This window comes from Salipaludibacillus sp. CF4.18 (genome assembly GCF_051262595.1).
GTDB classification, from domain to species: domain Bacteria; phylum Bacillota; class Bacilli; order Bacillales; family Salisediminibacteriaceae; genus Salipaludibacillus; species Salipaludibacillus neizhouensis.
Genome location: NZ_JBIMEV010000019.1, coordinates 51,738 through 76,351 on the forward strand (window position 1 = coordinate 51,738; position 24,614 = coordinate 76,351).

At 36.7% G+C, this 24,614-nt stretch carries 25 protein-coding genes and 1 pseudogene; 5 read left to right on the forward strand and 21 right to left on the reverse strand.

Annotation, left to right across the window (positions count from 1 at the left end; genetic code table 11):
• Positions 1–221 precede the first annotated feature (221 nt).
• Complete coding sequence (locus ACHABW_RS13145; protein ID WP_435755735.1) at positions 222–716, reverse strand: CBO0543 family protein; 495 nt, start codon at positions 714–716, stop codon at positions 222–224.
• Positions 717–899: 183 nt separating this feature from the next.
• On the opposite strand from ACHABW_RS13145, the gene ACHABW_RS13150 reads away from it, so the two are divergent.
• A complete protein-coding gene (locus ACHABW_RS13150) occupies positions 900–1,463 on the forward strand; it encodes a CBO0543 family protein (protein ID WP_435755736.1) in 564 nt (187 codons plus the stop codon).
• Positions 1,464–1,876: 413 nt separating this feature from the next.
• On the opposite strand, the gene cls is transcribed toward ACHABW_RS13150, so the two are convergent.
• The 8 genes from cls to ACHABW_RS13190 form a co-directional block, all read right to left on the reverse strand.
• Complete coding sequence (gene cls, locus ACHABW_RS13155) at positions 1,877–3,379, reverse strand: cardiolipin synthase (protein ID WP_435755737.1); 1,503 nt, start codon at positions 3,377–3,379, stop codon at positions 1,877–1,879.
• Positions 3,380–3,470: 91 nt separating this feature from the next.
• The gene (locus ACHABW_RS13160) at positions 3,471–3,830 is read right to left on the reverse strand and encodes a DUF488 domain-containing protein (RefSeq protein WP_435755738.1); all 360 of its coding nucleotides are present in this window, start codon (positions 3,828–3,830) and stop codon (positions 3,471–3,473) included.
• A gap of 202 nt (positions 3,831–4,032) precedes the next feature.
• The gene (locus tag ACHABW_RS13165; protein WP_435755739.1) at positions 4,033–4,599 is read right to left on the reverse strand and encodes a CBO0543 family protein; all 567 of its coding nucleotides are present in this window, start codon (positions 4,597–4,599) and stop codon (positions 4,033–4,035) included.
• A 107-nt stretch (positions 4,600–4,706) separates the two neighbouring features.
• Positions 4,707–5,123: a DUF3221 domain-containing protein gene (locus tag ACHABW_RS13170; protein WP_435755740.1), complete on the reverse strand. Its 417-nt coding sequence runs from the start codon at positions 5,121–5,123 to the stop codon at positions 4,707–4,709.
• Between the two features lie 158 nt (positions 5,124–5,281).
• Complete coding sequence (locus ACHABW_RS13175; RefSeq protein WP_435755741.1) at positions 5,282–5,947, reverse strand: ThuA domain-containing protein; 666 nt, start codon at positions 5,945–5,947, stop codon at positions 5,282–5,284.
• A 74-nt stretch (positions 5,948–6,021) separates the two neighbouring features.
• The gene (locus ACHABW_RS13180) at positions 6,022–7,347 is read right to left on the reverse strand and encodes a hypothetical protein (protein ID WP_435755742.1); all 1,326 of its coding nucleotides are present in this window, start codon (positions 7,345–7,347) and stop codon (positions 6,022–6,024) included.
• Complete coding sequence (locus tag ACHABW_RS13185) at positions 7,347–8,468, reverse strand: DUF58 domain-containing protein (protein WP_435755743.1); 1,122 nt, start codon at positions 8,466–8,468, stop codon at positions 7,347–7,349. The genes ACHABW_RS13180 and ACHABW_RS13185 overlap by 1 nt, the downstream gene beginning before the upstream one ends.
• A 3-nt stretch (positions 8,469–8,471) precedes the next feature.
• Positions 8,472–9,440 (reverse strand): AAA family ATPase, encoded by a 969-nt coding sequence (locus ACHABW_RS13190; RefSeq protein ID WP_435755744.1) that lies wholly within the window; start codon positions 9,438–9,440, stop codon positions 8,472–8,474.
• A gap of 388 nt (positions 9,441–9,828) precedes the next feature.
• On the opposite strand from ACHABW_RS13190, the gene ACHABW_RS13195 reads away from it, so the two are divergent.
• Together ACHABW_RS13195 and ACHABW_RS13200 are read left to right on the forward strand one after the other, a co-directional pair.
• The gene (locus ACHABW_RS13195; protein ID WP_435755745.1) at positions 9,829–10,482 is read left to right on the forward strand and encodes a TraR/DksA C4-type zinc finger protein; all 654 of its coding nucleotides are present in this window, start codon (positions 9,829–9,831) and stop codon (positions 10,480–10,482) included.
• Between the two features lie 147 nt (positions 10,483–10,629).
• Entirely contained in the window at positions 10,630–10,728 is a 99-nt protein-coding gene (locus ACHABW_RS13200) for a YjcZ family sporulation protein (protein WP_110935431.1), read from the forward strand.
• 59 nt (positions 10,729–10,787) lie between these two features.
• On the opposite strand, the gene ACHABW_RS13205 is transcribed toward ACHABW_RS13200, so the two are convergent.
• From ACHABW_RS13205 to nirB, 10 genes are all read right to left on the reverse strand, one after another.
• Positions 10,788–11,486, reverse strand: coding sequence for a YetF domain-containing protein (locus tag ACHABW_RS13205; RefSeq protein WP_435755746.1), 699 nt, complete (start codon positions 11,484–11,486; stop codon positions 10,788–10,790).
• 229 nt (positions 11,487–11,715) lie between these two features.
• The gene (locus ACHABW_RS13210) at positions 11,716–11,988 is read right to left on the reverse strand and encodes a hypothetical protein (RefSeq protein ID WP_435755747.1); all 273 of its coding nucleotides are present in this window, start codon (positions 11,986–11,988) and stop codon (positions 11,716–11,718) included.
• A 20-nt stretch (positions 11,989–12,008) separates the two neighbouring features.
• Complete coding sequence (locus ACHABW_RS13215; RefSeq protein ID WP_435755748.1) at positions 12,009–12,230, reverse strand: hypothetical protein; 222 nt, start codon at positions 12,228–12,230, stop codon at positions 12,009–12,011.
• A gap of 31 nt (positions 12,231–12,261) precedes the next feature.
• Positions 12,262–13,089 carry an alpha/beta fold hydrolase gene (locus ACHABW_RS13220; protein ID WP_435755749.1) on the reverse strand — a complete coding sequence of 276 codons (828 nt, stop codon included), beginning with the start codon at positions 13,087–13,089 and terminating at the stop codon, positions 12,262–12,264.
• A gap of 164 nt (positions 13,090–13,253) precedes the next feature.
• The gene (locus ACHABW_RS13225) at positions 13,254–14,495 is read right to left on the reverse strand and encodes a SulP family inorganic anion transporter (RefSeq protein ID WP_435755750.1); all 1,242 of its coding nucleotides are present in this window, start codon (positions 14,493–14,495) and stop codon (positions 13,254–13,256) included.
• A 302-nt stretch (positions 14,496–14,797) separates the two neighbouring features.
• Complete coding sequence (locus tag ACHABW_RS13230) at positions 14,798–15,409, reverse strand: DUF421 domain-containing protein (protein WP_435755751.1); 612 nt, start codon at positions 15,407–15,409, stop codon at positions 14,798–14,800.
• Positions 15,410–15,515: 106 nt separating this feature from the next.
• Positions 15,516–16,337: a formate/nitrite transporter family protein gene (locus ACHABW_RS13235; RefSeq protein ID WP_435755752.1), complete on the reverse strand. Its 822-nt coding sequence runs from the start codon at positions 16,335–16,337 to the stop codon at positions 15,516–15,518.
• An 88-nt stretch (positions 16,338–16,425) separates the two neighbouring features.
• On the reverse strand, positions 16,426–17,850 hold the full coding sequence (gene cobA, locus ACHABW_RS13240) for a uroporphyrinogen-III C-methyltransferase (RefSeq protein ID WP_435755753.1): 1,425 nt from the start codon (positions 17,848–17,850) through the stop codon (positions 16,426–16,428).
• 12 nt (positions 17,851–17,862) lie between these two features.
• Positions 17,863–18,180 carry a nitrite reductase (NAD(P)H) small subunit gene (locus ACHABW_RS13245; protein ID WP_435755754.1) on the reverse strand — a complete coding sequence of 106 codons (318 nt, stop codon included), beginning with the start codon at positions 18,178–18,180 and terminating at the stop codon, positions 17,863–17,865.
• A 33-nt stretch (positions 18,181–18,213) separates the two neighbouring features.
• Positions 18,214–20,616, reverse strand: coding sequence for a nitrite reductase large subunit NirB (gene nirB, locus ACHABW_RS13250; protein WP_435755755.1), 2,403 nt, complete (start codon positions 20,614–20,616; stop codon positions 18,214–18,216).
• 416 nt (positions 20,617–21,032) lie between these two features.
• Between nirB and ACHABW_RS13255 the strand changes: the two genes are divergently transcribed.
• Complete coding sequence (locus tag ACHABW_RS13255; protein ID WP_435755756.1) at positions 21,033–21,956, forward strand: mechanosensitive ion channel family protein; 924 nt, start codon at positions 21,033–21,035, stop codon at positions 21,954–21,956.
• Between the two features lie 142 nt (positions 21,957–22,098).
• A pseudogene (locus ACHABW_RS13260) lies at positions 22,099–23,554 on the forward strand (BCCT family transporter).
• Here ACHABW_RS13260 and ACHABW_RS13265 read toward each other — a convergent pair.
• Both ACHABW_RS13265 and ACHABW_RS13270 read right to left on the reverse strand, forming a co-directional pair.
• Positions 23,501–24,424 (reverse strand): lysostaphin resistance A-like protein, encoded by a 924-nt coding sequence (locus tag ACHABW_RS13265; protein WP_435755757.1) that lies wholly within the window; start codon positions 24,422–24,424, stop codon positions 23,501–23,503. The pseudogene ACHABW_RS13260 and the gene ACHABW_RS13265 overlap by 54 nt on opposite strands.
• Positions 24,421–24,614: hypothetical protein (locus tag ACHABW_RS13270; protein WP_435755758.1), on the reverse strand; the 194-nt coding region annotated here is incomplete at its 5' end. The genes ACHABW_RS13265 and ACHABW_RS13270, both read right to left, overlap by 4 nt.

Here is a 24,614-nt window from a genome sequence, read left to right on the forward strand (position 1 = left end):
CGGTAAAGGACTTCATCTATTTTTTCCCGGTGAAGTCTCTCCACCTTTTGCTTCTTCAATTTTCTTTTCAAAAAAGATTTCAGTTTACGAAAACAGCCCAAAAAAATCTTCAAGATATATTACTCTGTTTCCTCGCTTGACACTGAACTTTGTTTTTGAAAACTCCTAAAAATGCTCTGAGTCTTACCCAAAACTATGTAGAACCTTTTACCAAAATGAAATCATGAATCCCATTCTTCATCCCTCCACAATTTTCGTTTTAAAAATCCTAACAGCAATCGTGAGTGAAGGGTTGCCAATGTTAAACCAATAAAAGAATGGTGTAGCTTCCAACCTTTACACCAGGTAATTAATTTGGTTTTCCTCACTGCCCAATATTCAACGACAATCATTGGAATAATAAAAGAAAAAAGCTTTACTAAAATGCCCAAAGGTTTATCTTTCATCGTCATTTGGTTAAAAAGTACCGTAATTGTTGGATAAACAAATAAATCAAATAAGACATGGATTCTAAATACATTTGGAAAAATACGTACTGGATACTTGACTATTTCACGTTTTACAAGAACCTTGTCTTTTAATACGTTAGTAACAGCATTGTAAACATAAAGAAGTATCCACACTTTTATTGGTTTCTTACGCGTAATAATCGGTATTACTAGGATTAAATTAATAATGAAAATAGCAGATAAAAGATTTTTTTCCAATTTAAACATGAAAGCACCCCTTTGAAATTAGTGTGCTCTCAATAAGGTGATTTAATATCATTTATTCTGCATTATTTCAAAAAGATATTGCTGTTTATTTCAATAGCATCGTTTGACTCCTGCTTCGAAAACACATATTGTTGAAAGATTTGGGAAATCTATACCAACAATACTAGAGAGGTGTGAGCCTAATTGGACAAAGAGCAACTTAAATCGTATCACGAAGTAAAATCCTTAAAAGAGCAACTAACCGGCTTAGAAACAGAGTATTGGCATTTATATTCTGATTTGGCCACTTGGCAATTTTGGGTTATTTTACTGCTTTTTTTCATAGGGCCATTAGTAGCTTTGTATTTTTTAATTGACCGCAAAAAAATGCTTTTATTAGGTTTTTACGGTTTTAATATTCACGTCTGGTTTGGTTATTTTGATACTTGGGGAGCGAGACAAGGTTTTTGGGGATATCCTTATGAACTGGTTCCTTTTTTCTCGGGCAACATATCTTTAGAAGCTGCTTTTATGCCGATTTTATTTATGTTGGTCTATCAATGGACACTTAATAATAACAAAAACTTTTACCTGTATTCATTATTATTATCACTGTTTTTATCATTTATATTTAAACCGATATTAGTGATGCACGACTTTTTTCAGATTCATCATGGTACTAATTATTTTCATTTGTTTTTAACATTCTTAGTCATATTTCCTTTCTCAAAATTAATTACGAATGTATTTTTAAAAATGCAAAAATAAGCAATCGGATATCTTTTTTAAATCCACTTAAATCCCCCCCCTTTGCGGACTTCTAGCATAATGCCTCCATTTAGATTTTATTCATTCAGATTCCAGAAAATAATATGCCTTTCGATAATTCCATGCATAATTCCCAATTTTTAGCACACACTACCCGAAGAAAGGGAGTGAAAGCATTGAATAAGGGATTGAGGATGGCTTGCAGGATTTTTGTTCACATTGATAAAAAAGGATACATATTCGATAAGTGTCTCAATTGGTATATTCTTCTCCAAAGAAATTATTCTATGTCATGCACGTTTCAGTATTTTGGTGCAGTCGTATACTTAGTTTAATATGAGGTGCTGTCACTCCCCAATATTAGGGGGCAGTTCCTTCCAAATTATGGCGGGTCTGACCCCTTGCAGTGTATCTTATAAAACTGGCGAGAAAAGTCGGGCAAAAGATTCTTTCGTTTTTTCGAGAGCTCCTCGTTTCTCATAAAATGATCGATCTAAGAGGTCACTATCCAGCAAGTCCTCTTTAAAATGTTCGACGAGATCTTTCACGCTCTCCGTTTCATAAAGAAATGCGTTTACTTCGAAATTCAAATGCATGCTTCTCAGATCAAGATTTGCTGTCCCAACCGATGCAAACTGTTCATCAATAATAATAACTTTTTCATGCAGGAAGCCTTTTTTATATTTATAGATCTCAATATTATCCGCCAACATTTCGGAAAAATAGGAACTTGTTGCGTATTTTGCTAAACCGCTATCACTTATTTCCGGGACTAATATTTTTACATCAATCCCTTTCGAGCTTGCCATGGACAATGCTGTTCGAATCGCTCTATTAGGCACGAGATATGGGGTTGTTATTAAAATTGATTTTTTGGCGGAAGTCAAAAGTTCAAAATATAAATCACTCATAATATCTTCCCTAGGTGCGTCAGGACCACTCGGTAAAATTTGAACTCCTCCATCATTATCTACCTCGAAGTTTGTCTCAAAATACCCCGAATCTTGTAATGTATCTCCAGAAACGAAAGCCCAATCTAATAAAAATATTTCTTGAAGTGTTTTAATAGCTTCTCCACTAATAAGAAGATGAGTATCTCTCCAAAAGCCAAGTTCAGGGTCTTTTCCTAGATATTCATCCCCAACATTTAATCCGCCAACAAACCCTTTTTCCCCATCGACAACGATAATTTTTCGATGATTTCGGAAATTTAGTTTTTGGTTAAAAAATGAAAACTTAACTGGTAAAAACTCATAAAAATCTATCTTTGCTTCCATCATTTGTGCTAATACTTCCTTAGATATTGAACTTCCTACTGCATCATAAATAAAGCGAATTTCAACACCATTCTTCGCTTTGTTACATAATAAGTCAACGATCTCCTGACTAATTTTATCAGATCGAAATGTAAAATATTCTAAGTGAATGTACCTCTTGGCATGCTTTATAGCGTCTTTTATAGCCGGAAAAGTTTCATCGCCATTCTTTAAAACTTTCGACGACGTATGAAAGCTGATTTGATTATTACTAAATTTTTCAATTAATTGAGACAAACTTTTCTGCGTTTCTGTAAGGTTGTTCCATTGGGAAGAATTTTTAAATAATTTCCTGCTTTTAATTTCTTCATTAGCTTGCATTCTTTTATTTCGAAAAAGATGTCCTCTCACTTCTAATTGTCCGGAATAGACAAAGAAAATATATCCGAGTACGGGAATAAAAAAGAGCACAAACATCCATAGCAGAGTTCTGTAGGGAGATCGTTTTTCCAATACCAATCTATATAAAATAGAAAAAAGGGTAATTAGATAAACGATGAGGGAGAGGAATCTTATACTACTTGAGATACCAGAGAAAACAAAAACAAAAAATGATATCGCTAGTAGTAAAAACAGTATTAATTGCCGGTTACGCTTCATCTGTTCTCCTCACTTAATTTCTGATTTTATATCGTATTCTAATCACTTTTACCCTTGTGATTTCTGATGAGGTTTCTGCATATCTATTGTTTTATTGCCTGTCAACTATTTCTTTGATTACATTTGCTTGATTATTTTGTTCATCTTTTGCTGCGAATACCAGAGTTATATTTTTGTTGTGCTCCTTTGTTAATTCTTTTAATTTTTTAAGTTCTTCCTGTTGCTCCCCTTCTTCAAGCTCTTGTTTATATTTCTTTTTGAATTCATTATACTTATCAGGGTCATGTCCAAACCATTTACGTAAATCGCTGGAAGGACCTATTTCTTTCATCCAGTAATCCAGCTTTGCATCTTCCTTAGACACCCCTCTTGGCCAAACACGATCTACTAAAACTCTGACGCCATCGCTCCTATTTGCTTCTTCATAAATTCGTTTCGTTTGAACTGGCATAAAATATCACTCCTGTAGGCAGAACTATATTTTATCCATTCCCAAATAAATATCGTTTAAACACTTTTATCGATCAAACATTGAAGTGGGATATCACCTTTCACTCTTCAAAGTTTCCCTCTTTACTTCTTTTCCCCGAAATGTAATTCCCCAATAGAAAAAAGGCTCGGTAATAACAAGAGCCAATAATTCCATGCTTATTTTATCGATAATTAGTATGTGAAGTTGACAATGTTATAAAAATATTTGTAATTATTTTTGCGCCATAAATGACAAACAAATAAGCTGCTAATAATACAAACCAATTTGTATATATCTGAAATAAATTTAACGAGATCATGATTGGCTTTAAGATAAATGTAAATCCTATTGCCGATAGTGATGCATACAACCAATAGTTCTTATTTTTATTTAAACACCATTGATATAGAAAAATAAAATAAACTGGAATTAAAGATGCATCTATACTTATACTCCCGGGTAACTGAGGAAAGACAACGTGAGGATAATCCCACCACAATTTCCTGATGCCTAACGCGTCGGTATATGCTGCTAAAATATGCACTGAATACCCGAAAAAACCTAATAGAAATATCTTACTTTTATCTATTCCGATAATTAAAATAATTATTGGAATAGTTAGGGTTGCTAAAACCGCCCAAAATTCCCATGTCCTAAAATCTGAAAATTTCTGCCAATAATCCATATAAGTATTTTCAAGCTCTGACATTAATCTGTGTATGTGTTCAAAGTGTTCTTGTTGACTCATCGATGCCTCTCTCCTTCCTAGTTATAGTATTTAACTAAGAAGTTGTTCTTATCCAATTCCTCCAACCATTTTCAATAATCGGGCAAATCAAAACCCATCATACCCGACTACTTTGCATCATCGGGTATGATGTTAATTTGCTTCGCAGTTGCTTGAACTGGAAAAGATTCTTTCACATCACCTTGAAAAAAGACGTTCACATACATATCCATTGTTAAATCTTCAAAACTTGAAAGCTCATTTTTATAAATTTTAGTGTCCGATGTAACAGTGACTTGAGCTTCGGTATAGGTAGCACCATTTTCCTTAGAACCTTCGACTAAAATTGTTCCAAGGATAGTTTCATCCTCACTAACAGTTATTTCAATTATACGCCCAGCAACACCGTACTCCACAAACTGGCTGTCCTCCAAGGCAGAGTTTTGGTTAGTGGTTGATGGAGATTGATCCTCAGTAGCTCCGCATCCACCTATAGTCAAAACTAAGAAAAGAAATGTAAATTGTATACTTAACTTTTTTAACATACAGTTCCCGCCCTTCGACTTATATAAGATATAGACGGTAAATTAACTGAAAAGTTTCAATTATGGGATACGATTAACTTCAAAAATTCGTGAATATATATTTTGTTCAGCCAACCCTAATTCCGGGTATTTGTACGATAATTTGATAAATAACCTTTTTACGATGAGATTTTTCTAGCACACCATTTTAATGAGTTCACCATCATTTTTTGAAAGGCTGGGTGTAACAATCCTTCTTCAAGATGAGCAGGGGCTATACACATGACGCGCCCATTTCCGTACTCGTGAGCCCAGGCTGCAATTGAATCCCCGTCAACAGAACGCGATCTTAGTAACACATTCGTATTTTCTTCTTCACAATCTACCATGTAATGTTCATCTAAAAATTTGAATGTTTTATCTTTAACAATGAAGTCCGAGCCCGGTTCGGCGATATACTCGACAATTTGATGTGCACCATGATATTTGAACTGACCACGCAGCATGGAAATATATTCGGTCACATTTTCATATTTAGCCATGCCAGAGTGCCAGGCTATCCAACCACCTCCATTTTCTACATACTTAGTAATTGCGGAAGCAATGTCTTTATCCATCCAATTAGTTACAATATCATCTTCTGGGTTTAAGCGATTTTCCTTAAATAAAATGACCACATCAGGTTTTTTGTTCAGGTCTTCAATCAGTTCATTCGGAGAAATATACGTTATTTCTACTCCCCCAATTTCTTCATTTAACATTTGAACAGTCTTTTCCGATGCATTAAAAGATACCTTTTCATTATGATAATAGTCACCTAAAACAGCTGTAATTTTTAATGACATGATAGACCTACCTCCTAAAAATTTTAATTAATTTGCTAAATACAGCATTAACTTACTTAGATATTCATGCTTCGCTATTTTTCACTACTCTTCTTTTGAAAAATACTTTCAAACTCTTTGTCACTAACTTCCACCTCTCCATACCTGACTTTAGCGTAAACCACGGCTAAATCCTGCTCTGAAAAATCTGCTAAATGTCGCTCTTCAGATTGGAGTTCTTGAAGTGTTTCAAAGGGTGTAGCATCCTTACGGAATTGATACCCATTATTTATTTCCGTTTTCAAGGACTGACGATATAGGAATCGGATTTTCTCTCTTCGTGAAGGGAAATCATCCATTTTTAGCTCTTTTTTAAAAGGTGTACTCACCCAATCCAACAATTTTTCTTTGTTTTCTTTCCTCCATGCACGCCAGTCTCGAATGCTCATTTTCTCGTCTACATAGGCAAGCTCTTCCTCTTTCTTATCACTTGATCCTCCTAATTTCGTTACGGCTGCTAAAAGCCACTTTGTCATAGCCAAAATATGTTTTCGAAAAGCTTTATATATCATGATTAAGAGGAATAGAATACCAATTATTACAATTACTCCAACAATATATGTCACAATTGTTTCGAGTATCTCGAAAAAACGAGACGTTCTCGCAGTTTCTTCTCCTATACCCATATCTGGTAAACTGCGATCATCCTGTTGAGGGGGTGGCACTTCCTCTTCAGAGGCTGACGGTATAATAGAAGCGATGAAAACAATTATTCGAGAAAAAAAAGCTTCTATGTATTGGGCACTAGTAATTAAAAAAGCAAGCCCTACCAATATACTCACAGCTATTCGATTTCTAACACGTACAACCTTTGCAACATAGGGTTTTCTTTCGTTTGATAGCATTACTTCTTGTAAGTACTGTTGATTTCCTTGAAAGAGTGTAAATAAAACTAGAATGATGCCGGACCAGGTGAGGAACGTTTGATAAGGAGCAAGATCTGCCATTTCACGATAAAAAAAGAAGGCGAAAAAGTAGATAAAAAATCCACTGAGTAAATAATACACTGAAAATGGATCACCTATTTCTTCTCTTCCGTATACTATTCCCCGCATAATCATGACCATCACAAATAATCCGGTTAGGATAAAAGCAAGCATGTTTATCGTCAATAACATTGCGACTAAAAAACTGATTATGACTGATAAAAAAACATACATGGCCCTTCGCTTAATTGGAATGACCCACTCCAACACAATACCGGCAAGAAACATGAAAAGAATGACACTCAACCAAGCGAACATATTTCCGTGATCAATGAAAGCCGTCCATACATATATAATTAACGGTAAAGCTACAATCACTTCCATGATTCCTAACAGCCATTTTTTCACAAACAGTTGGATAGTATTCCGCTCCATTAAAGCGTTCCCCTTTCCGGACCAATCGCCCTGTTAACCTCAGTCATCCATAGATAATCAACCGTATTCCCTTTTCGTTGGAGCAAACGAACGTTTTTCTCTATTTTAACGCTCGAGAAAGCGCTAATAAAAAGATAATCTGTTTTCGTTCGATTGTGATCTAAATCTTCCTTTAAAAACTGATGAAACGGCATGCTTCGATCTATTTTCAGCTTAGCCATTGTTTTTAAAATCTGATTAAAATGAATTTTTCCCGTCCTCGGTTCTATGCGAACGGATTTTTTTCGTACATCTTTCGTTTCACCAGGCACATACAAATACCCATTACAACCAAAGCCGGTTGAAATCCCTTTCGATGTCGTATAATTAGCGATGGAAGCAGCATAGGAAATCGCTTTTTCGATGAGGTCTGTCTCATTTACAGGAAGACGGATGTCCTCATCACAGTCAAAATTAACATAAATCATTAATCGGTAATCGGCCGTGAAGTCTTTCTTGTTTACTTGCATCGTTTGGGCACGAGCAGAAGCATTCCAATTAACAGAGCGAAGGGAGTCCCCCGCTTCGTACTCCCTTACACCAGCATTGATAAAAGGATCCTCAACAATCCACCGTTTCACAAAAAAATCACCCTGCATTTGATGGGAAGGAATGGGAAGCTCCTTGAATGGTAGGATTTCCGGATAAACGAGGAGCGAACTTTCTGCTTGTACATTTTCATACTTTTTAATGAGTCCCACTAAATCTCCACTCGTTACTTGCGATTCTTGGAAATGAAAAAATCCTCGTCTTAAACAAGTCACTTCATGGGTTCGGATAATCTTTTGATATGGCATTAAACTAAATAAACTGCTTAAAAATTCGTCGCTCTCAACGTTAAGGTTTTGTTGTTTTTTAAAAATAAGGCTTGGATCCATCCTCGATGCTAAACGAACCCATGGAACCGGAAGAATCTTATCATTTTCAATCATTTCTTTTAACTCGACTTTTTCACCTGCAAATACTGCAGGCTTGCTGAAAAAACGCTTGTAGCTGATATTTTTAAAAACAAAATTTGAAAAAATAACGCATTGCAGAGCGATAAGTACGAATACTGTAAAAATGAATGTATGTAGAGCCATCGATTACTTGACACCTTTCAGTAACTCTTCCTCTGAAGGAACTGGAATATGTTTGATAATCTCGTCTAGAAGTTCATGCTCGTATCCCTGCTTTAATTGACTCATTTGATCAATGACGAGTCGGTGAGCCAGAACTGGTTTGATTAACGCTTTAATATCATCTGGCAATACAAAACTACGCCCCTGTAAAATAGCATGTACTTGTACCGCCTTCAGCAAGGCTTGACTGCCGCGGGGACTGACCCCTAACTCAATCTCCTCGTGATTCCGCGTTGCTTCCACAATTTGAATGATGTAATCCAGCAAATCATCGGAAACATGGACACTTGAGTACAAATCTTGTGCAGCTCTTATTTCTTCTTGAGAAGCTACAGCTTTGATTCCTTCCAAAGGATTTCCTTGCTTAAATCTTTTTAAAATCGCGATCCCCTCTTCTTTCGATGGATAACCCATTTCAATTTTCATTAAAAAACGATCCAGTTGTGCTTCCGGTAATGGAAAGGTACCTTGACTTTCTACAGGATTCTGGGTAGCTATCACCATAAAAGGTTTTGTTAAAGAATGTGTCTCTCCGTCAATACTTACTTGCCGTTCTTCCATACATTCAAGCAAACTGGATTGGGTCCGGGGAGTAGCCCGATTAATCTCATCCGCTAATAAAATGTTTGTAAAAATTGGTCCTTCGCGAAACTCAAATTCTCCCTGCTTCTGATTAAAAAAATGAATTCCGGTAACATCGGAAGGTAACAAATCAGGTGTAAATTGAATTCGCTTAAACTTTCCGGAAATAGACTGAGAAAGCGAGTTAGCCAGAATTGTCTTCCCCATACCAGGAACATCATCCAACAAAACGTGGCTCGAGGAAAGCAGTGCGATCACTAATTGATCAATAACCATTTCCTTGCCAATAATGACGGTTTGAACATTTTTTTTAATTCTAATTGCCAAAGATTGAATGTCTGCCATTTCCATGTAAAAACTCCTTTTTAAGAGTAATAGAATAATAGATTGTAGAAAACAACGTTTTCATTTCAGCATAGTATAGCATAAAAATTCCAGTATTTAGAGAAGGGTAATTTAATTTATCCCTAACTCCGACTGCATCACGGTTTTATCTACAGGTGTAAGATGAGTTTATTATTCACCTTAAAAATTGTATTTATTCCGGTAAAATTTAGATCAAAAAAGTTATTTTTTACTTTTTTCTGTCTTTTAACAATCTAATTCTTTTCAATGCCTAAATTTTAAATGGTACTTTTCTCTAGTTAATTAACAAAAGATTATTGTGCTAACACAGGAAAGAAAGGAAAAACTAAAGATGAGTTAAGCACTCACAATTCGTAAAAGAAGGGAGAATTAGATGGAAAAATATAGCCACTTAAAGTCAGAATTAGAAAAAGAGCAAACCAATTTGAACAAACGCTTGAAGGAATTTGATGATTTAGGACTAGCGCACGGTTTTGCATCCAGTGTTTCTTCGGGTGAGTTATCCCAATACGACAACCACCCTGCTGACAGTGGAACAGCGTTATATGAAAGAGAAAAGGATATTGCACTTCATGAACATATCGTTTTACAACTAAAAGATATTAAACGTTCTTTAGATAAGTTCGATAATGGAACTTACGGGATATGTGAAACAACTGGAGAATTAATCCCTGTTGAACGTTTGGAAGCCAATCCCACTGCACGAACAAAAGTCGAATTTGCTGAATCAAATATGAATAACTCTAGACCGGTGGAAGAAGAGGTACTTGAAGGATTCGAAAAATATAATTTTGATGACGCTGACGATGAGACACAATTTGATGCCGAAGATTCTTGGCAGTCAGTAGCCAGGTTCAATGAACTTCCGATGGTTTTTGAAGATTCTTCCCTTGTAGATAATGAAGAACTCATTGGCGGGGTTGAAGAAATTGAAGCATTTTTATCAACAGGTATTAATGGATACGAAGGTGACGATAGTGTTCAATTTCACAGAAATGTCCATTATGATCATTATTTAAACGAATAGTATTTGCTAAGCAAGTGCAAAGGGGCTCACCCTTTGCACTTTTCTGTACTTAAGAGCCTATTTTGAAAACACAGACGGATAACCATAACAAATATTTCTAACAAACATAAGCTAAACTATCCTCTAGTATAAAGGAGGTGTTACTATATGGGTGCATATGCAGGTGGATACGCAGGAGCTGGCTTTGCTTTGATTGTAGTTCTATTTATTTTATTGATCATTGTTGGTGCTGGTGGTTATGTCTAAAATCAAGGAAAAATAAAGGGCTGATCTTTCTGCCCTTTATTTTTTTTCTTCTGTATCAATTAGCTTTTTAAGTCATCATCTTTTTTGTCGATATAAAGTGTCCCATCCTGCTGGACTTCTCCATAGAATACTTCGGACAAATCTTGAATCCCTTCTTGATCTAATTGTTGCTTCAACCATTCTTCATTTAGGTTTAACCTGGAAAGATTGGTTGTATTAATAATTCCGTCAGAAATAACTTCCGTAGATGTGGGGTAGAGAGAGATGTTCTTCAAAATACTTAAATCACCTTTTGTAATCACCTGCTTTTCATGTTTCTTCATGACAGAAAGTTTGCCACTTGTTTCAAAAAAAGCATAATCAACATCTTTTACAGAAAATACGCTGCTGTCCCTTAACAAAGAATTCAGGGAATCCATATCTAAACGAGTGCTTCGAAGCGCATCCTCCATAATGTTTCCTTCTTTGATCACAATGATTGGCTCTCCTGTTGTTAGTTTCCGAGCTCTTTTTGACTTGATATCAATGTATCCAAATATTAGAGTAAAGGCGCCCCATGCAGATAAGGCAATAATCCCATTACGAATACTAAAATTTGAATTTGTTGCTAATGTTGCAGCTATCGAGCCAATGGCAATTGCAGAAGCAAAATTAAAAAAGGTCATCTGACTAATTTCTTTTCTGCTCATAATTCTAGTAAGCACAAATAAAACAACATAAGCTATTATTAGTCTTATTAAAAGTTCCGAGAGTTCCATTTTTAAATCAACCTTCCTTGTTTCACTACATGAATTTCACATATTTTAGATGTAGGTTTATTTTATCCGTAATCTAAAAATTTTATGAGAAATTTGCTAAGAATAAACTTCTAGGCAACTCGTGTCATCCTCGAATTCCGGTTGAAATATAAATAAAGCTGTCGAGATTTGTCTCAACAGCTAAAGAATTATCACTTTAATTTTTATCATTTAGTCCTGTACCTTAGTCTCAAACTAGATGTTTAAAATGTTCAATGATCTTATTTTGTTGATCCTGGGTGCCTTTCACAGAGATAGACCACTTTTTTTCTTCCACAAAATAATTAACGTAATTTAAATAGGTTGCTTGTTGAATCGCCATTTCAAAATGAACTTGCTTTACATTTTCATTTTTCATCATTAAAGCGGAGTTAAAATTTGTGCTGGCCATTGAATTGGCAGTAGCTTGAAGTTCTAATGAGATACGTTTTGTTAATTCATTTCCAGTTGACTCCGTTGCCAATGATAAATCTAACTCTTCTTCTAAATTTTCATTTGGTAGATTAACCCACTCTTCTTTTGTGGTTTCAGTAATTCCAACATAACTTGTATATGAACTTTGAGCATTTCCCGTTGTGCTGTTATTAATTTCATTAAAAATTTATCTAACGTGGCTTCTAAATAAACATCCAGTTTTCCAAGGAGACCTTCATGTGTAGCGAGGTGTTCATTCATAAGACCGATATCAATCACTGGTAATCGCATTTAAATCCACCTTTCGTAACAACTTTTGGAGTTATACATATTCACAAGCACGAGAAAGGTGTTCGAGTAGTTCCATCGAAATGATACTTGGTTGATCAATCATGGAATAGTGACTTGCATTAGGTATGATCTTAAAAACGGAGTGCGGGACATGCTGATGCAGCAGTAAACCCCAATAAGGAACTAAATAGCGGTCATGCTGTCCCCATAGAAAAGTCGCTGGGCATCTTATTTCTGGCAAATAAGGGACAAGTTCTTCCGTTTGACGATGATCTAAAGCAAATGATGCCTGTTGAAGTTCTTCTGGACCTGTCGGTGTATTAAAAGGATCGGTAAATAATTTGATTAGTTCCTGTGTCAACATGGTCGGGTGGTAAACCCCTTCTCTTAACATACGTTCGATAAATAATGGCGAAGGAATAAATTCATCTGCGACAGGATACCGAATAGACACGACTTTAGGAAGTGGCCAATTGGCAAAACAGACACCATCAATAACAACCATACTTTTCACACATTCCGGCCGAGTAACTGCAAGAATTTGTACAATCCCGCCTCCAAGGTCGTTACCTACAAAATGGGCCTTCGAAATGTTCAGCTGAGTTAAAGCTTGTAGGATATACTGTGCTTGTTTTGGAAGTGTCAAATCATTCGCAGGACCACGATCTGATTTTCCATAACCAATTAATTCAACTGCTAAAACAGCGTAATTTTGTTTCAAGTAAGGAATAACACGGTCCCATAAGTGGGAGTTAGTTGGAATTCCATGAATTAAAACGACAACCTCCTGGAAATTTGAATCGTTATAAAAACGAACATTCATCCCATAATTTCCAACGTTTAGTTTTCTTTCATGCACTATCTCTCATCTCCTATACAACTTAGGCCTCGATGTAATTTATTCACAAATCTTCCCAAGTTGCTTGTCAAGGACAAAAAAAATAGACCCTTGTGCAGGATCTAAACAAACCGACTCTGCCAGAAAGAATGAGAGAACCCTTGTACCTTAGTATTAAATCAAGATCATCTCACATTCAATTTGGTAACTTTCCCGGCATACATAAGTACAAAAAAACATAAACCAATCATAAATCCTTTTTCAATGCCATATAAAAGGGAGGTAAAAAAGGTAATCATCACCGTCATTCCTGTACTTCTATTTTCCAGGAAAGCTTCTTTCATGTATTTAAAATCAATTAAACTGTAAACAGCGACTATAATTATCGAGGCTAGCGCCGCCTCTGGCAAAAAATAAAATAACGGTGACAAAAATAAAATAATCACTAAAACTAAACTTGCTGTAATAACAGAGGCCATCCTCGATTTAGCGCCAGCTTGGTGATTAACCGCTGATCGGGATACACCACCGGCTACTGGGTAGCCGGAGAAAAAAGCACTTGCTATATTCGCTGAGCCTAGAGCTGTAATTTCCCGATTAGGATTAACAGTATATCCTTCTTTTTCAGCAATTAATTTTGCCATTGCTATGGATTCAACAAAGCCGATAACTGCTATCGTACAGGCAATTGGGAAGAGTGTATTTATCATCTCAAGGTTAAGTACAGGCATTGTCAAGCTTGGTAAACTGCTTGGGATTTCTCCTACAATAGATACATTCTGTTCGGGTAAATTCAAATAATATACTGCGCTTATACTCGCTATTATTACTAATAACTGAACTGGAAATCTTGGGAAATTGTTTCTGAGAAATATGAGCAGTGTAATACAGCTTAAACTAATGATTAACGTGGGCAAATTAACTTCATCCGCTTTGGTACCTAGTTCTTTTAACGAGGAAAACAAATTACTGCTACTCTTAATTTGAATATTTAAAAGGTGGGGAAGTTGGCTGAAACCAATAATAATTGCAGCAGAGGAAATAAACCCACTTACTACGGAGTGCGGTAATTTCATAAATAGATGTCCTAGCTTTAATGCACCCATGGCTAATTGTATGATCCCTGATAGGAAGGAAAGCAACAAAACTAACGAGAAATATTCCGCTGTTCCTGGAGTTTCAATCAGAGACACTCCGGAGAAAACTAACAAGGAAACGATCGCTACCGGTCCGACAGAAACATGACGCGAAGAAGCCATGAAGGCATAGATCATCATGGGAATTGTTGCACTATATAACCCGATAATCGGCGGTAACCCTGCAATCATCGCATAGGCCATACTTTGCGGTATAATCATAATTGCTACAATTACACCTGCATTTAAATCTCCTTTAAAATCTTCAAATTTATATTTATTAGCATTCATTCAGCAACCACCCATCCAAGCCTGTATAGCTTGTATACTAAAATTAAATACAATAATAGTATATTTTTCAGCCCTTGGAGTATGTCTTAGTTGCTAAAAAGTGACGGTGATTTTTTTAGTGACACTGAGGTGGCAAATATGCGGTGAATGTAACTAAAATAGTTTTAGATACACTCATCTTAAGTAGTCGCTACGAGAGTCACTAAACAATGAGGAACGTGACACTCAGAATAATCTGATCTGGTGAGTGTCACTAAGTGTAAATTTAATGGGGACTTTTTCATATCTTACTAAACCCAAAACTATTTCAAATCATCTGGTACATATTTTACATTTTTCCCTGTAGATACTTCTTTAAATATATTATCCGGTTTTTCCGGCTGAACAACCTGTTCATAGACAGGGGGAATTGGCATTTTCTTTTCGATTAATTCTATCACCGTTTGGATGTCCTTCTTTGTTGCATACTGTAACTCGGGCTTTAGCATATAGCCGATTTCACCATTGGTTTCAACCGTTGCCCAAAGTACATCTTCCATTCGCTGAATATTTTTTTGCCTGAGGCGCATTTCTAACTTATCCACCGGTAACCGAAGTCTCTTTAAATTCTCTTTCTTTATATTTCCATTCTCAACGATTACAATCGCATGTCCACTAAAAAAACGTTCCAATTTATCAGATTTCATTTGGACAAATTCGACAACGATAAGTGTGAAAATCAGTAAAGAACAAATGAGAAAGGTAATCCAAATACTTTTTTCACTAACAGGTTGAATAAGTAACGTTCCAATAGATATCATAATAACTGTTTGCGCCACAGTCATCTGAGAAATCGATTTTCGTCCAGCAATTCTCAAAATAATTGATCCAAACAAAATGATAAGGATACCTTTCCAAATCCAATGAAACTCCATTTCTGGCACCTCTCTTCCTAAAAGGTTTATACTTGTAGAATGTACCAATTAGAAAAGAGTATTCATGAGAATGATGCAAGAAAAGCCTTAAAGCAACAAAACTCTTTTAAGCCTGTTTCCTGACTGTACTTAACGTTGTGTTTTTAGCTCTATTCGGTTTCGTATCCGAAATAGAATACCAGTAAGCTGCCCCGACGAACACCACTCCCCCAATCATATTGCCAATTGAAACCGGAATAAGATTAGCAGCCATTCCCGCCAATGAAACTGTATCTGGATGCGGCACCATTAATCCGATCGAAAGAACCGTCATGTTTGCAATACTATGTTCAAAGCCTGATGTAATAAAAGCAAAGAGACACCAGAAAATCATAATTAACTTAGCAGTATCATCTTTAAGTTTGACGGAACACCAAACCGCTAGACAGACTAAAATATTACAAAGAATTCCACGTACAAGCAATTCCATAAATGGGGCATTCATTTTTGCACTAGCTGTAGCAGTAATGAAATCAGCTGTCGCGCCTTGCCATAAACCTGAATAAAAGTAAAGAGCGGCTGCAAGGATGGAGCCAGCGAAATTGGCTAAAAAACCGAATCCCCATATTTTCCATGTGTCTTTCCATCTTTTCTGTTTCTCTAACGTTCCGATCGTCATAATCATATTATTTCCAGTAAATAAGTCCGCTCCTGCCATTAAAACTAAACTCAAGGCAACCCCGAAAGAAACTCCCATCACTATCTTTGTAGCAGCTATACTTATTGGAGACAATAAACCTCCGATTGTAAAAATTAAAATAATACCTAATCCCACGAAAAATCCCGCCATCATACCAGATACAAAAAACTTCCTTTTACTAGCGTTCATTTGTCCGACCTTTAATGCTGCAGTGTTTCCAAATGATTGAATGACTTCTTTCATCATCATCTTCTCCTTTTTTTAGTTAATTTCATTACCATTGTGAAACGGTGAGCATATTTTCATACAAGCAAGAGCCTCTATAAAAAGGCTCAAACTATTTTGGTATCATCCACTGGTTTTTCCATTTTCCTGCTTCTAGTTCTTGCTGAATTTCTTCATTTATATGTTGAAAACCTTTTAATTTCGCATACTCTTTCACACTTTCACCTATGTATGCAAAACCTATTTCTTTCTTAAGCTTCACCCCATGTAACATTAACGCATCTAGAAACCAGTCTACTGATGACTTACTAGGGAATATAACCGTTTCCCAAAGCTCTTCTTCAAGCAAACGTTGATCGATCTCCGTGAACCTTGGGTCAAAATCGAGAGTGTGAGTGACTAATAAGTTAGCATCTTTTACTATTGGTTCTTTATTTTTTCCATATCCGATTCGGATCATGTCCACCGTCGGCTCGGTAATTTTTTCAGAACGAATACCTGCTTTTTTTAATACACTTTTCGTTTTTTCAGATAGACAAAAGATACGCTTTGGAAGCTCACGAATATCGTAACCTTCAGAGAAGAAAGCTTCGAACAGAATGTGAACACTTTCAGGAGAGAAAAAAACCATCTTTTCCTCTGATTGAAGTCGCTTTAACCACTCCGAAGAAATCAATTTATTCCTTTGTTTTAATGTTGGATACGCATAGGTAACTGCTCCCTGGTCAAGGAAATAACGCTCTAACTTACTTTCCCCGGCTGAAGCTTTAGCAATTAATACTCGTTTACCGAACATCTTCTTCTTTTCGAACCACTTCAGCTTCTTTCGCAGTCCAACAACATCTCCTATAATTGTCATAGCGGGATTTTCAATACGGTTAATTGCGACTTTACTAGCAATAGTCAGCAACGTACCTTCTACCGTTCGCTGCTTTCCAGTTGTTGCCCATTCAATCACGGCCACCTGAGTCTCTGGTGAAAATCCGTTTTCCAGGAGCTCTTGACAATGGTGTCCGAGATTTTTCACACCCATATAGTAAGCGATGGTATCTCCGTGCTCATAACGGTTGTGATTTTCCACGCTGTTTTTTTGCGAAGAATGTCCAGTGCGCAGTGTAATACTTGCACTGTGATCACGATGTGTGACAGGAATCCCCGCATAGCTTGCCGCAGCAATACTGGAGGTTACCCCTGGGACAATATCATAGTCGATACCTTGCTTTTGCAGGGCTTCAGCTTCTTCTCCGACACGACCAAATACCGCAGGATCTCCTCCTTTTAGTCGTACTACTCGCTTCCCCATCAATGCCAACTCAATGATTGTTTCATTGATTTTTTCTTGACGCATGACGTGCCGATCCGGAAGTTTTCCGCAATAAATCAATTGACAATTTTCCTTTGTTACACGAAGCAGGCGTGGATTCGCTAACCGATCGAATAATACTACGTCTGCCTCGCGCAAACAGGAACTTCCTTTTTCTGTAATTAATCCGAGATCTCCGGGTCCAGCGCCAACAAATGACACAAATCCTTTCACGTCCTTCACCACCTATATGGAAACGAAAATATCTCCGTTTTTTATCTCAGCGTTATAGGTAGGTACTTTCCCCTCATCGGGAGCTTGTACTTCCCCTGTTATTAATGATACTTTCCAATCCTTCAGGGGGCAATAGACAAATTCACCAGAAACGATTCCTTCAGCCAGTGGTCCGTTTGTTTGCGGGCACCGGCTTCCAATTGCTCGTATGTCTCCATTCGTTAATCGGAACAATGCTATAGAGCTTCCATGTATCTCCACTTCTTTTCCTATTAAAATTGGCAAATCCTCGAAAGGCATTATTCGAACCTGCTCTTTTAAAACATTCATACTATAATCACCCTTTCTTCATGTATTAAGCTATTATACCCTCGTCACTTCATAGATTTTCTTTTCTTGGTTTTTAGCCAGCATTGCGCTCCATGCTTCGTGATATGTCTCTCTAGCTTCTGTAAAACGATTTACATAATAGTCTCTTTGTTCCTGATCTACGAGCACTGTTTTAATTGTTTCAATGCCTAATCGATCGACCCAAGGAGCTGTTCGTTCGCCGTAAATTCCAGTTTCACGATAGTACTGCATGTAAGCTTTGGCATAAGTAATGACTTCTGCCTCCGTAGCTACGATTTTGATGAAATCACATTCTCGTATTTCAGTACCACCGTTTCCACCGACATACAATTGATAGCCATTTTCAACACAAATGACACCAAAGTCCTTCGTTAAAGCTTCGGAACAATTTCTTGGGCAGCCCGCTACACCCATTTTCATTTTATGCGGTGTATCCACCATTTCTAATTCCTTCTCCATTTTAATTCCGAGTCCTAACGAGTCTTGGGTACCAAAACGACAGAACTGTGAACCGACACAAGATTTTACATTACGGAGAGATTTAGAATACGCATAACCTGAACGCATTCCTAACTCATCCCAGACTTGAGGTAAATCTTCTTTTTTCACGCCATAAAGACCAATTCTGCTTGCCCCCGTAATTTTAACTAATGGAACATCATATTTTTTAGCCACTTCACCCATCCGTACTAACTCGTCTGCTGTTGTTGTGCCACCATACATCCTAGGAATGACAGAGAACGTTCCATCCTTTTGAATATTCCCTTCCATCCGTTCGTTTACGAAACGAGATGATTTGTCATCCTCATAATAAGTCGGAAGAATCATTCTGATATAGTAATTGAGTGCAGGACGGCACTTCTGACATCCCTCAGGATTTTTAAATTCAAGTACATGACGAACTTCCTTCGGTGACTGAAAACCTTTGATTTTTATTTCAGCCACAACTTCATCACGAGACATATGTGTACACTCACACATGCCACTTTGTTGTGCGGCAGCGTCGAAGCTGTCACCCAAAGTAAGCGCAAGAATACCCTCGACCACCGGGCGACATTTACCACAAGATGCGCCTGCTTTAGTGCAAGTTTTCACTTCATCAAAAGACGTTAAACTCTCTTCTAATATTGATTGAACAATTTTTCCTTTAGTAACACCATTACATCCACAGACAGTCTCCTCAGCAGGCATTTCCGCCAGCATAGCAGAATCATCTTCTTCTCCAGCCTTTTGTAAAACGGAAGCAGTCGTAAACTCTGAAATATCCGTACCTTTTTTCAACATGGAAAACAAACGATTCCCATCACTCGCGTCTCCGTAAAGAACAATTCCTACTACTTTATTATTCGTTACTAATATTTTTTTGTATACTCTAGCGACAGCGTCTTGCACGACGATGGCATCTGTATCATCATCTTCCTGTATTTTACCCCCGGAAAATAAATCACAACCTGCTACCTTTAATTGTGTTGACAAAATAGTCCCGTGATATCCTGTACCTTGAATGCCGGTTAACTGATCGGCGAGTGCTCTACCTTGTTCATATAATGGAGCGACCAATCCATACGCAATCCCTTGATGCTCAGCACATTCACCAACCGCATAAATAGAAGGATCAGTAGTTCTCATATGGTCATCTACAACAATCGCTCTCTTTACTTCAAGACCTGATTCTTTTGCGAGCGAAACGTTAGGACGAATACCGACAGCCATAACGACTAAATCGCAAGCTAACTCTTCTTCGTCTTTAAAGCGAATGCCATCAACACAAGCATTACCGAGAATTTCTACAGTTTGTTTTTCCATTTTAAACTTCATGCCTTGTTTTTCTAAATCTTTCTTTAGCATTCTAGCTGCCGGTGCATCTAATTGCTGTTCCATTAAAGTCGGTAAAAGATGGACAACATAGACTTCCATTCCTCGGTCTATCAACCCTTTTGCAGCTTCTAAGCCTAGCAATCCTCCACCTATAACAACAGCTTTCTTTTTTGTTCTAGCGAATTCGATCATTTTTTCCGTGTCTTCGATTGTTCTGAAGCCAATAACTCCTTCTAAGTCTTTTCCTGGAAGTGGCAAAATAAATGAATCTGATCCAGTAGCTAAAATTAATTCATCATACGAAACCACATTTCCTTTGTCAGTTTTAATTATTTTTTCTGTTCGATCAATGGTAACTACCCTCTCTCCTGTGAGGAGTGTGATTTTATTTTCTTCGTACCACGAGAGATCATTAATGATAATTTCATTAAGCACTGTTTTTCCTTGTAGAACATTTGACAACATAATTCGATTATAGTTAGGATGGGGTTCGTCCCCAATAATAGTAATCTCATATTTCTGTGGATCTCTTTTCAAAATTTCCTTGATACTTCTAACTCCAGCCATTCCATTTCCAATCATGACAAGTTTTTTCATACTCTGCTACCTCCTTATACTCTTGCTCAATAATTCACATATGCTTTTAAAAAAATAGTTTGATCTCAACACGCTTATGTCGTTGATCTTATTTACTATAATCAAAGTATACACGAGTAATAAACAAAAAAAGAACGAAATTTTCAACAAATTATTGAACAATTTTGATTACGTTGGTTCAAATTTTAAATTTTGTTTTTATCTATAGATCCACTTTAATCCATTTCTAAACGGTCTGCTGTGATTTTAATCACACGTTTTCCATGTTTAGTAAAAACTGCATTGCATACTTTAAAACTTAGTGTCTTTTTTCTATGTTGTTGCTTTATTATCCGAAAAGCATACGACCTCGTTGATTAAATAGTTCTAATAGAGGGTAAAACACCATTATACGAATACATAAAAGGAGTTCAAAAATGACGGGACTATTTGATTTTATATCCACTAATACGACAATTTATAAATTAATCATCGCTTTGTTAGGCGTAATTATCATCTCTGTTATCGTTAGAATAATGAAAAAGACCTTGACTAGGTACGTTAAAGACCAGAATAATTGGTATAAAACAAGGAAAGCAACGAATATTTTTGGATTTATTCTAGCAGCTATATTTTTAGCCATTTTGTACAGCGATATGTTAGGCGGCATCACCGTTGTACTTGGTGTAGCCAGTGCTGGAATTGCGTTTTCTTTACGAGAAGTAATTGCCAGTATTGCTGGTTGGCTTACTATTTTAGTTGGTGGAATGTTTAAAACCGGTGACAGAGTTCAGCTTGGTGGTGTAACTGGAGATGTAATTGATCTTGGCGTTTTACGAACCACTGTCATGGAAACAGGTCAATGGGTTGATGCAGATTTATACAGTGGCAGAATTGTAAAGATTGCAAACAGTTTCGTATTTACACAACCAGTTTATAATTATTCCACGGATTTCCCTTTCTTATGGGATGAAATTACCCTTCCGATTAAATTTGGCAGCGATTATACAGTTACGAGAGAACTCATTCGTCAAGTGGCTATTGATCAATTAGGTGATTACAGTCAACAAACCAAAGAACATTGGGATTATATGGTACGGAAATTCATTATTGAAGATGCAACGACCGAACCTATGGTTACACTGACGGTGAACGATAACTGGGTTGAGTTTACGTTAAGATACATTGTGGAATACAAAGCTAGAAGATCAACAAAGGATACCCTATTTACAAATATACTGGAGAAAATCGAAGCGCAACCAGAAAAAGTACAGCTTGCTTCCGCAACCTTTGAAGTAGTTAGTACTCCCCCAGTAGATGTTAATATCAAAAACAAACCAGACACCATTGACAAATATTAAACTTGTTCTTTCATAGTTAAGTACGGACAGTGCCTTGCGCTGTTCGTGTTTCTTGTTGGACTTTTCTCAAGAAAAAAGGAGGAAATAAAAGATGAATATGATAGAAAAACTAAAGAAAAAAAGTGTGTTTCTTTTAGCAGTAATGATTGTCTTATCTGTTGTTGTTTGGGGTGCTATATCACCAGATGGCATGACAAACATAATGGAGCAAATCATGGATCAAATGGTACAACACTTTGGATGGCTCTATGTCATATCAACTGCTGTATTTATCGGTTTTTGTTTATTTCTTGGCTTCGGACCTTACCGACATATGAAGCCCGGTGATAAACAAGAAAAACCGGAATATTCCTACTTCACATGGACCGGTATGCTTTTTGCTGCCGGAATGGGGGTTGGTGAACCTCTCTCTCATTTCTCCTCTCCCAATGGAGATGCGGAACCTATGACGCAAGAAGCAGCTGAGCAAGGCCTTCTGTATGGTATTTTTCACTGGGGATTTCATCCTTGGAGTATTTATGCCATTGTTGCACTGGGATTAGCCTTTGCAAAATTCAGGAAGAAGTTACCTGGTTTAGTGAGCTCTGCATTTTATCCATTGATTGGTGTGCAAATTTACAAATGGCCCGGAAAAACAATTGATGTGACCGTCATTGTGGCAACAACGATTGGGATAGCCACATCTTTTGGAATGAGCACGTTACAAGTTGGTAGCGGATTATCCATGCTGTTCGGTATATCTGTAAACAACTTTATTCATTTTACAATCATAGCTGTCGTCACGATCATTTTTATCATTTCCGTCCTATCTGGATTAAATAAAGGCATGAAATATTTAAGTGTTTCCAACCTGATTTTAGCTGGTGCACTATTGATTATCGGAATAATTCTCGGTCCTACCGTCTTTATTCTGGAACATTTCACACTCACATTAGGACAATACTTCTCTCAACTACCGGCATTAAGCCTTACAACTCTACACCTTACACTGAAAATGAATGGATGGGAGAATGGACACTGTTTTATTGGGCTTGGGTGATTTCATGGAGTCCTTTCGTAGGAACCTTTATCGCTAGAATTTCCAAAGGACGAACTTTGCAAGAGTTCATTTTTGGGTATTGTTTGTGCCATCAGTATTGACGTTAATTTGGTTTGTGACATTCGGTGGCTCAGGTCTTTATTACGATTTATTTGAAGGAACAAACATGGCAGAGCAAGTAGCCTCCAAACCAGAATCTGGGTTATTTCTAGTATTAGATCAGTTCCCTGGTTCGTTGATATTAAGTATCGCTGCACTTGTACTTATATCGATCTTTTTTATTACTTCTGCAAACTCGGCAACCTACGTCCTCGGTGTTTTTTCATCATCAGGTGACTTAGACCCGAAAGGCAGGGTCCTACTCATTTGGGGCCTGTTAATTTCAGCGATCGCTTCCGTTGTGTTGTTAAGTGGCGGACTTGATGGAATGCAAGCAGTTGCAACTATTACTGCTTTTCCATTCACTTTTATCATCCTATTGATGATGGTTTCGATCTATTGGTCTTTACGAACAGAAGGAGTTAATAAAAACAAAGTGGAAGAGAAAGAGTATTGGTAAGAAAACATTGAAGGTTTTCAATAAGTGTTTATAATCTGTTGAAATACCTTTTTCTTTGCCAATCCATCCACTTAAAACCATCCCCATATTTATCATGAAATGGATTAGCAGGGTGGGATAAATACTCTTCGTTTTCAAAACTAATACAGAATAGAAAAATCCACCAAAAGAGAACACAATACACAATAATATAGGCATATCAATAACTAAATGCATTAATCCGAAGCCGATACTTGTTATTATGATTGCATATGAAACAGAAACATATCTCGCTAAACTTGATAATAAAATGCCACGCCAAAGAAATTCTTCGAGAGTCGCATTTATAATTGAAAATAGTAACCCAAAAAATAACATAGTTTGAATATCATTTATTTCTTGTTGGAAAATAAATAGACTTAAAATCAAAACATTGACAAAGAAGACCACGAGCAGAAAAGAAGATATTCTAATCGTATGAAAGGGGAGATTTATGTATTTATTCCACTCAGGCAAACGGTGTAAAAAAGAAAGTTTCTTTTTATGAATAAGGTGCGTTAACAAGATTCCAAGCACCAGAATAAGAAGCAGGCTTCTATTTAAAAGAATCTCTACTTCTGTGGATAAATTATAGTTATGTATGAATATGCTAATCAATTGAAAGAATGATAAACTCACGATAAAAGAGATAAATATGGAGGTTATAAAACGCAAATTGGTATTAAAAACATACATAAAGAGCAAACAAAGTAAGACAGCTATTATGCCGAACCACATTTTAAAAGCAGTCACAACTATACCAAGAAAAAAAAATAAAGCTAATATGGATAAACTAAGGTATTTTCTCATAAGTACCATCGCGGTCTCCTCAAAGGAATCTATTCTACTCATTCTTTCGATATATTCTCTTCCCGTACCCACTTTACGGCAAACCACAGACCAACCAAGGATGTTACAAATGATGCAAGTCCCCCGATAGCTAATGAGTAGAAATAATACTGATTTAATGCAAAGCCACCTGCAATGAATACACTTCCTAAACATACAAATAGAATCGTTAGTTTTCGATATTTATTCATTT

Bases quoted from the DNA above. Each gene is read 5' to 3' on its own strand.
- ACHABW_RS13170 (WP_435755740.1), bottom strand. From the start codon at position 5,123: ATGTTAAAAAAGTTAAGTATACAATTTACATTTCTTTTCTTAGTTTTG.
- ACHABW_RS13165 (WP_435755739.1), bottom strand. From the start codon at position 4,599: ATGAGTCAACAAGAACACTTTGAACACATACACAGATTAATGTCAGAG.
- ACHABW_RS13195 (WP_435755745.1), top strand. From the start codon at position 9,829: ATGGAAAAATATAGCCACTTAAAGTCAGAATTAGAAAAAGAGCAAACC.
- ACHABW_RS13255 (WP_435755756.1), top strand. From the start codon at position 21,033: ATGACGGGACTATTTGATTTTATATCCACTAATACGACAATTTATAAA.
- ACHABW_RS13245 (WP_435755754.1), bottom strand. From the start codon at position 18,180: ATGAATGTTTTAAAAGAGCAGGTTCGAATAATGCCTTTCGAGGATTTG.
- ACHABW_RS13215 (WP_435755748.1), bottom strand. From the start codon at position 12,230: ATGCGATTACCAGTGATTGATATCGGTCTTATGAATGAACACCTCGCT.
- ACHABW_RS13175 (WP_435755741.1), bottom strand. From the start codon at position 5,947: ATGTCATTAAAAATTACAGCTGTTTTAGGTGACTATTATCATAATGAA.
- ACHABW_RS13225 (WP_435755750.1), bottom strand. From the start codon at position 14,495: ATGAATGCTAATAAATATAAATTTGAAGATTTTAAAGGAGATTTAAAT.
- ACHABW_RS13190 (WP_435755744.1), bottom strand. From the start codon at position 9,440: ATGGAAATGGCAGACATTCAATCTTTGGCAATTAGAATTAAAAAAAAT.
- ACHABW_RS13265 (WP_435755757.1), bottom strand. From the start codon at position 24,424: ATGAGTAGAATAGATTCCTTTGAGGAGACCGCGATGGTACTTATGAGA.
- ACHABW_RS13200 (WP_110935431.1), top strand. From the start codon at position 10,630: ATGGGTGCATATGCAGGTGGATACGCAGGAGCTGGCTTTGCTTTGATT.
- ACHABW_RS13235 (WP_435755752.1), bottom strand. From the start codon at position 16,337: ATGATGATGAAAGAAGTCATTCAATCATTTGGAAACACTGCAGCATTA.
- cls (WP_435755737.1), bottom strand. From the start codon at position 3,379: ATGAAGCGTAACCGGCAATTAATACTGTTTTTACTACTAGCGATATCA.
- ACHABW_RS13160 (WP_435755738.1), bottom strand. From the start codon at position 3,830: ATGCCAGTTCAAACGAAACGAATTTATGAAGAAGCAAATAGGAGCGAT.
- ACHABW_RS13230 (WP_435755751.1), bottom strand. From the start codon at position 15,409: ATGGAGTTTCATTGGATTTGGAAAGGTATCCTTATCATTTTGTTTGGA.
- ACHABW_RS13180 (WP_435755742.1), bottom strand. From the start codon at position 7,347: ATGGAGCGGAATACTATCCAACTGTTTGTGAAAAAATGGCTGTTAGGA.
- ACHABW_RS13185 (WP_435755743.1), bottom strand. From the start codon at position 8,468: ATGGCTCTACATACATTCATTTTTACAGTATTCGTACTTATCGCTCTG.
- ACHABW_RS13145 (WP_435755735.1), bottom strand. From the start codon at position 716: ATGTTTAAATTGGAAAAAAATCTTTTATCTGCTATTTTCATTATTAAT.
- nirB (WP_435755755.1), bottom strand. From the start codon at position 20,616: ATGAAAAAACTTGTCATGATTGGAAATGGAATGGCTGGAGTTAGAAGT.
- ACHABW_RS13205 (WP_435755746.1), bottom strand. From the start codon at position 11,486: ATGGAACTCTCGGAACTTTTAATAAGACTAATAATAGCTTATGTTGTT.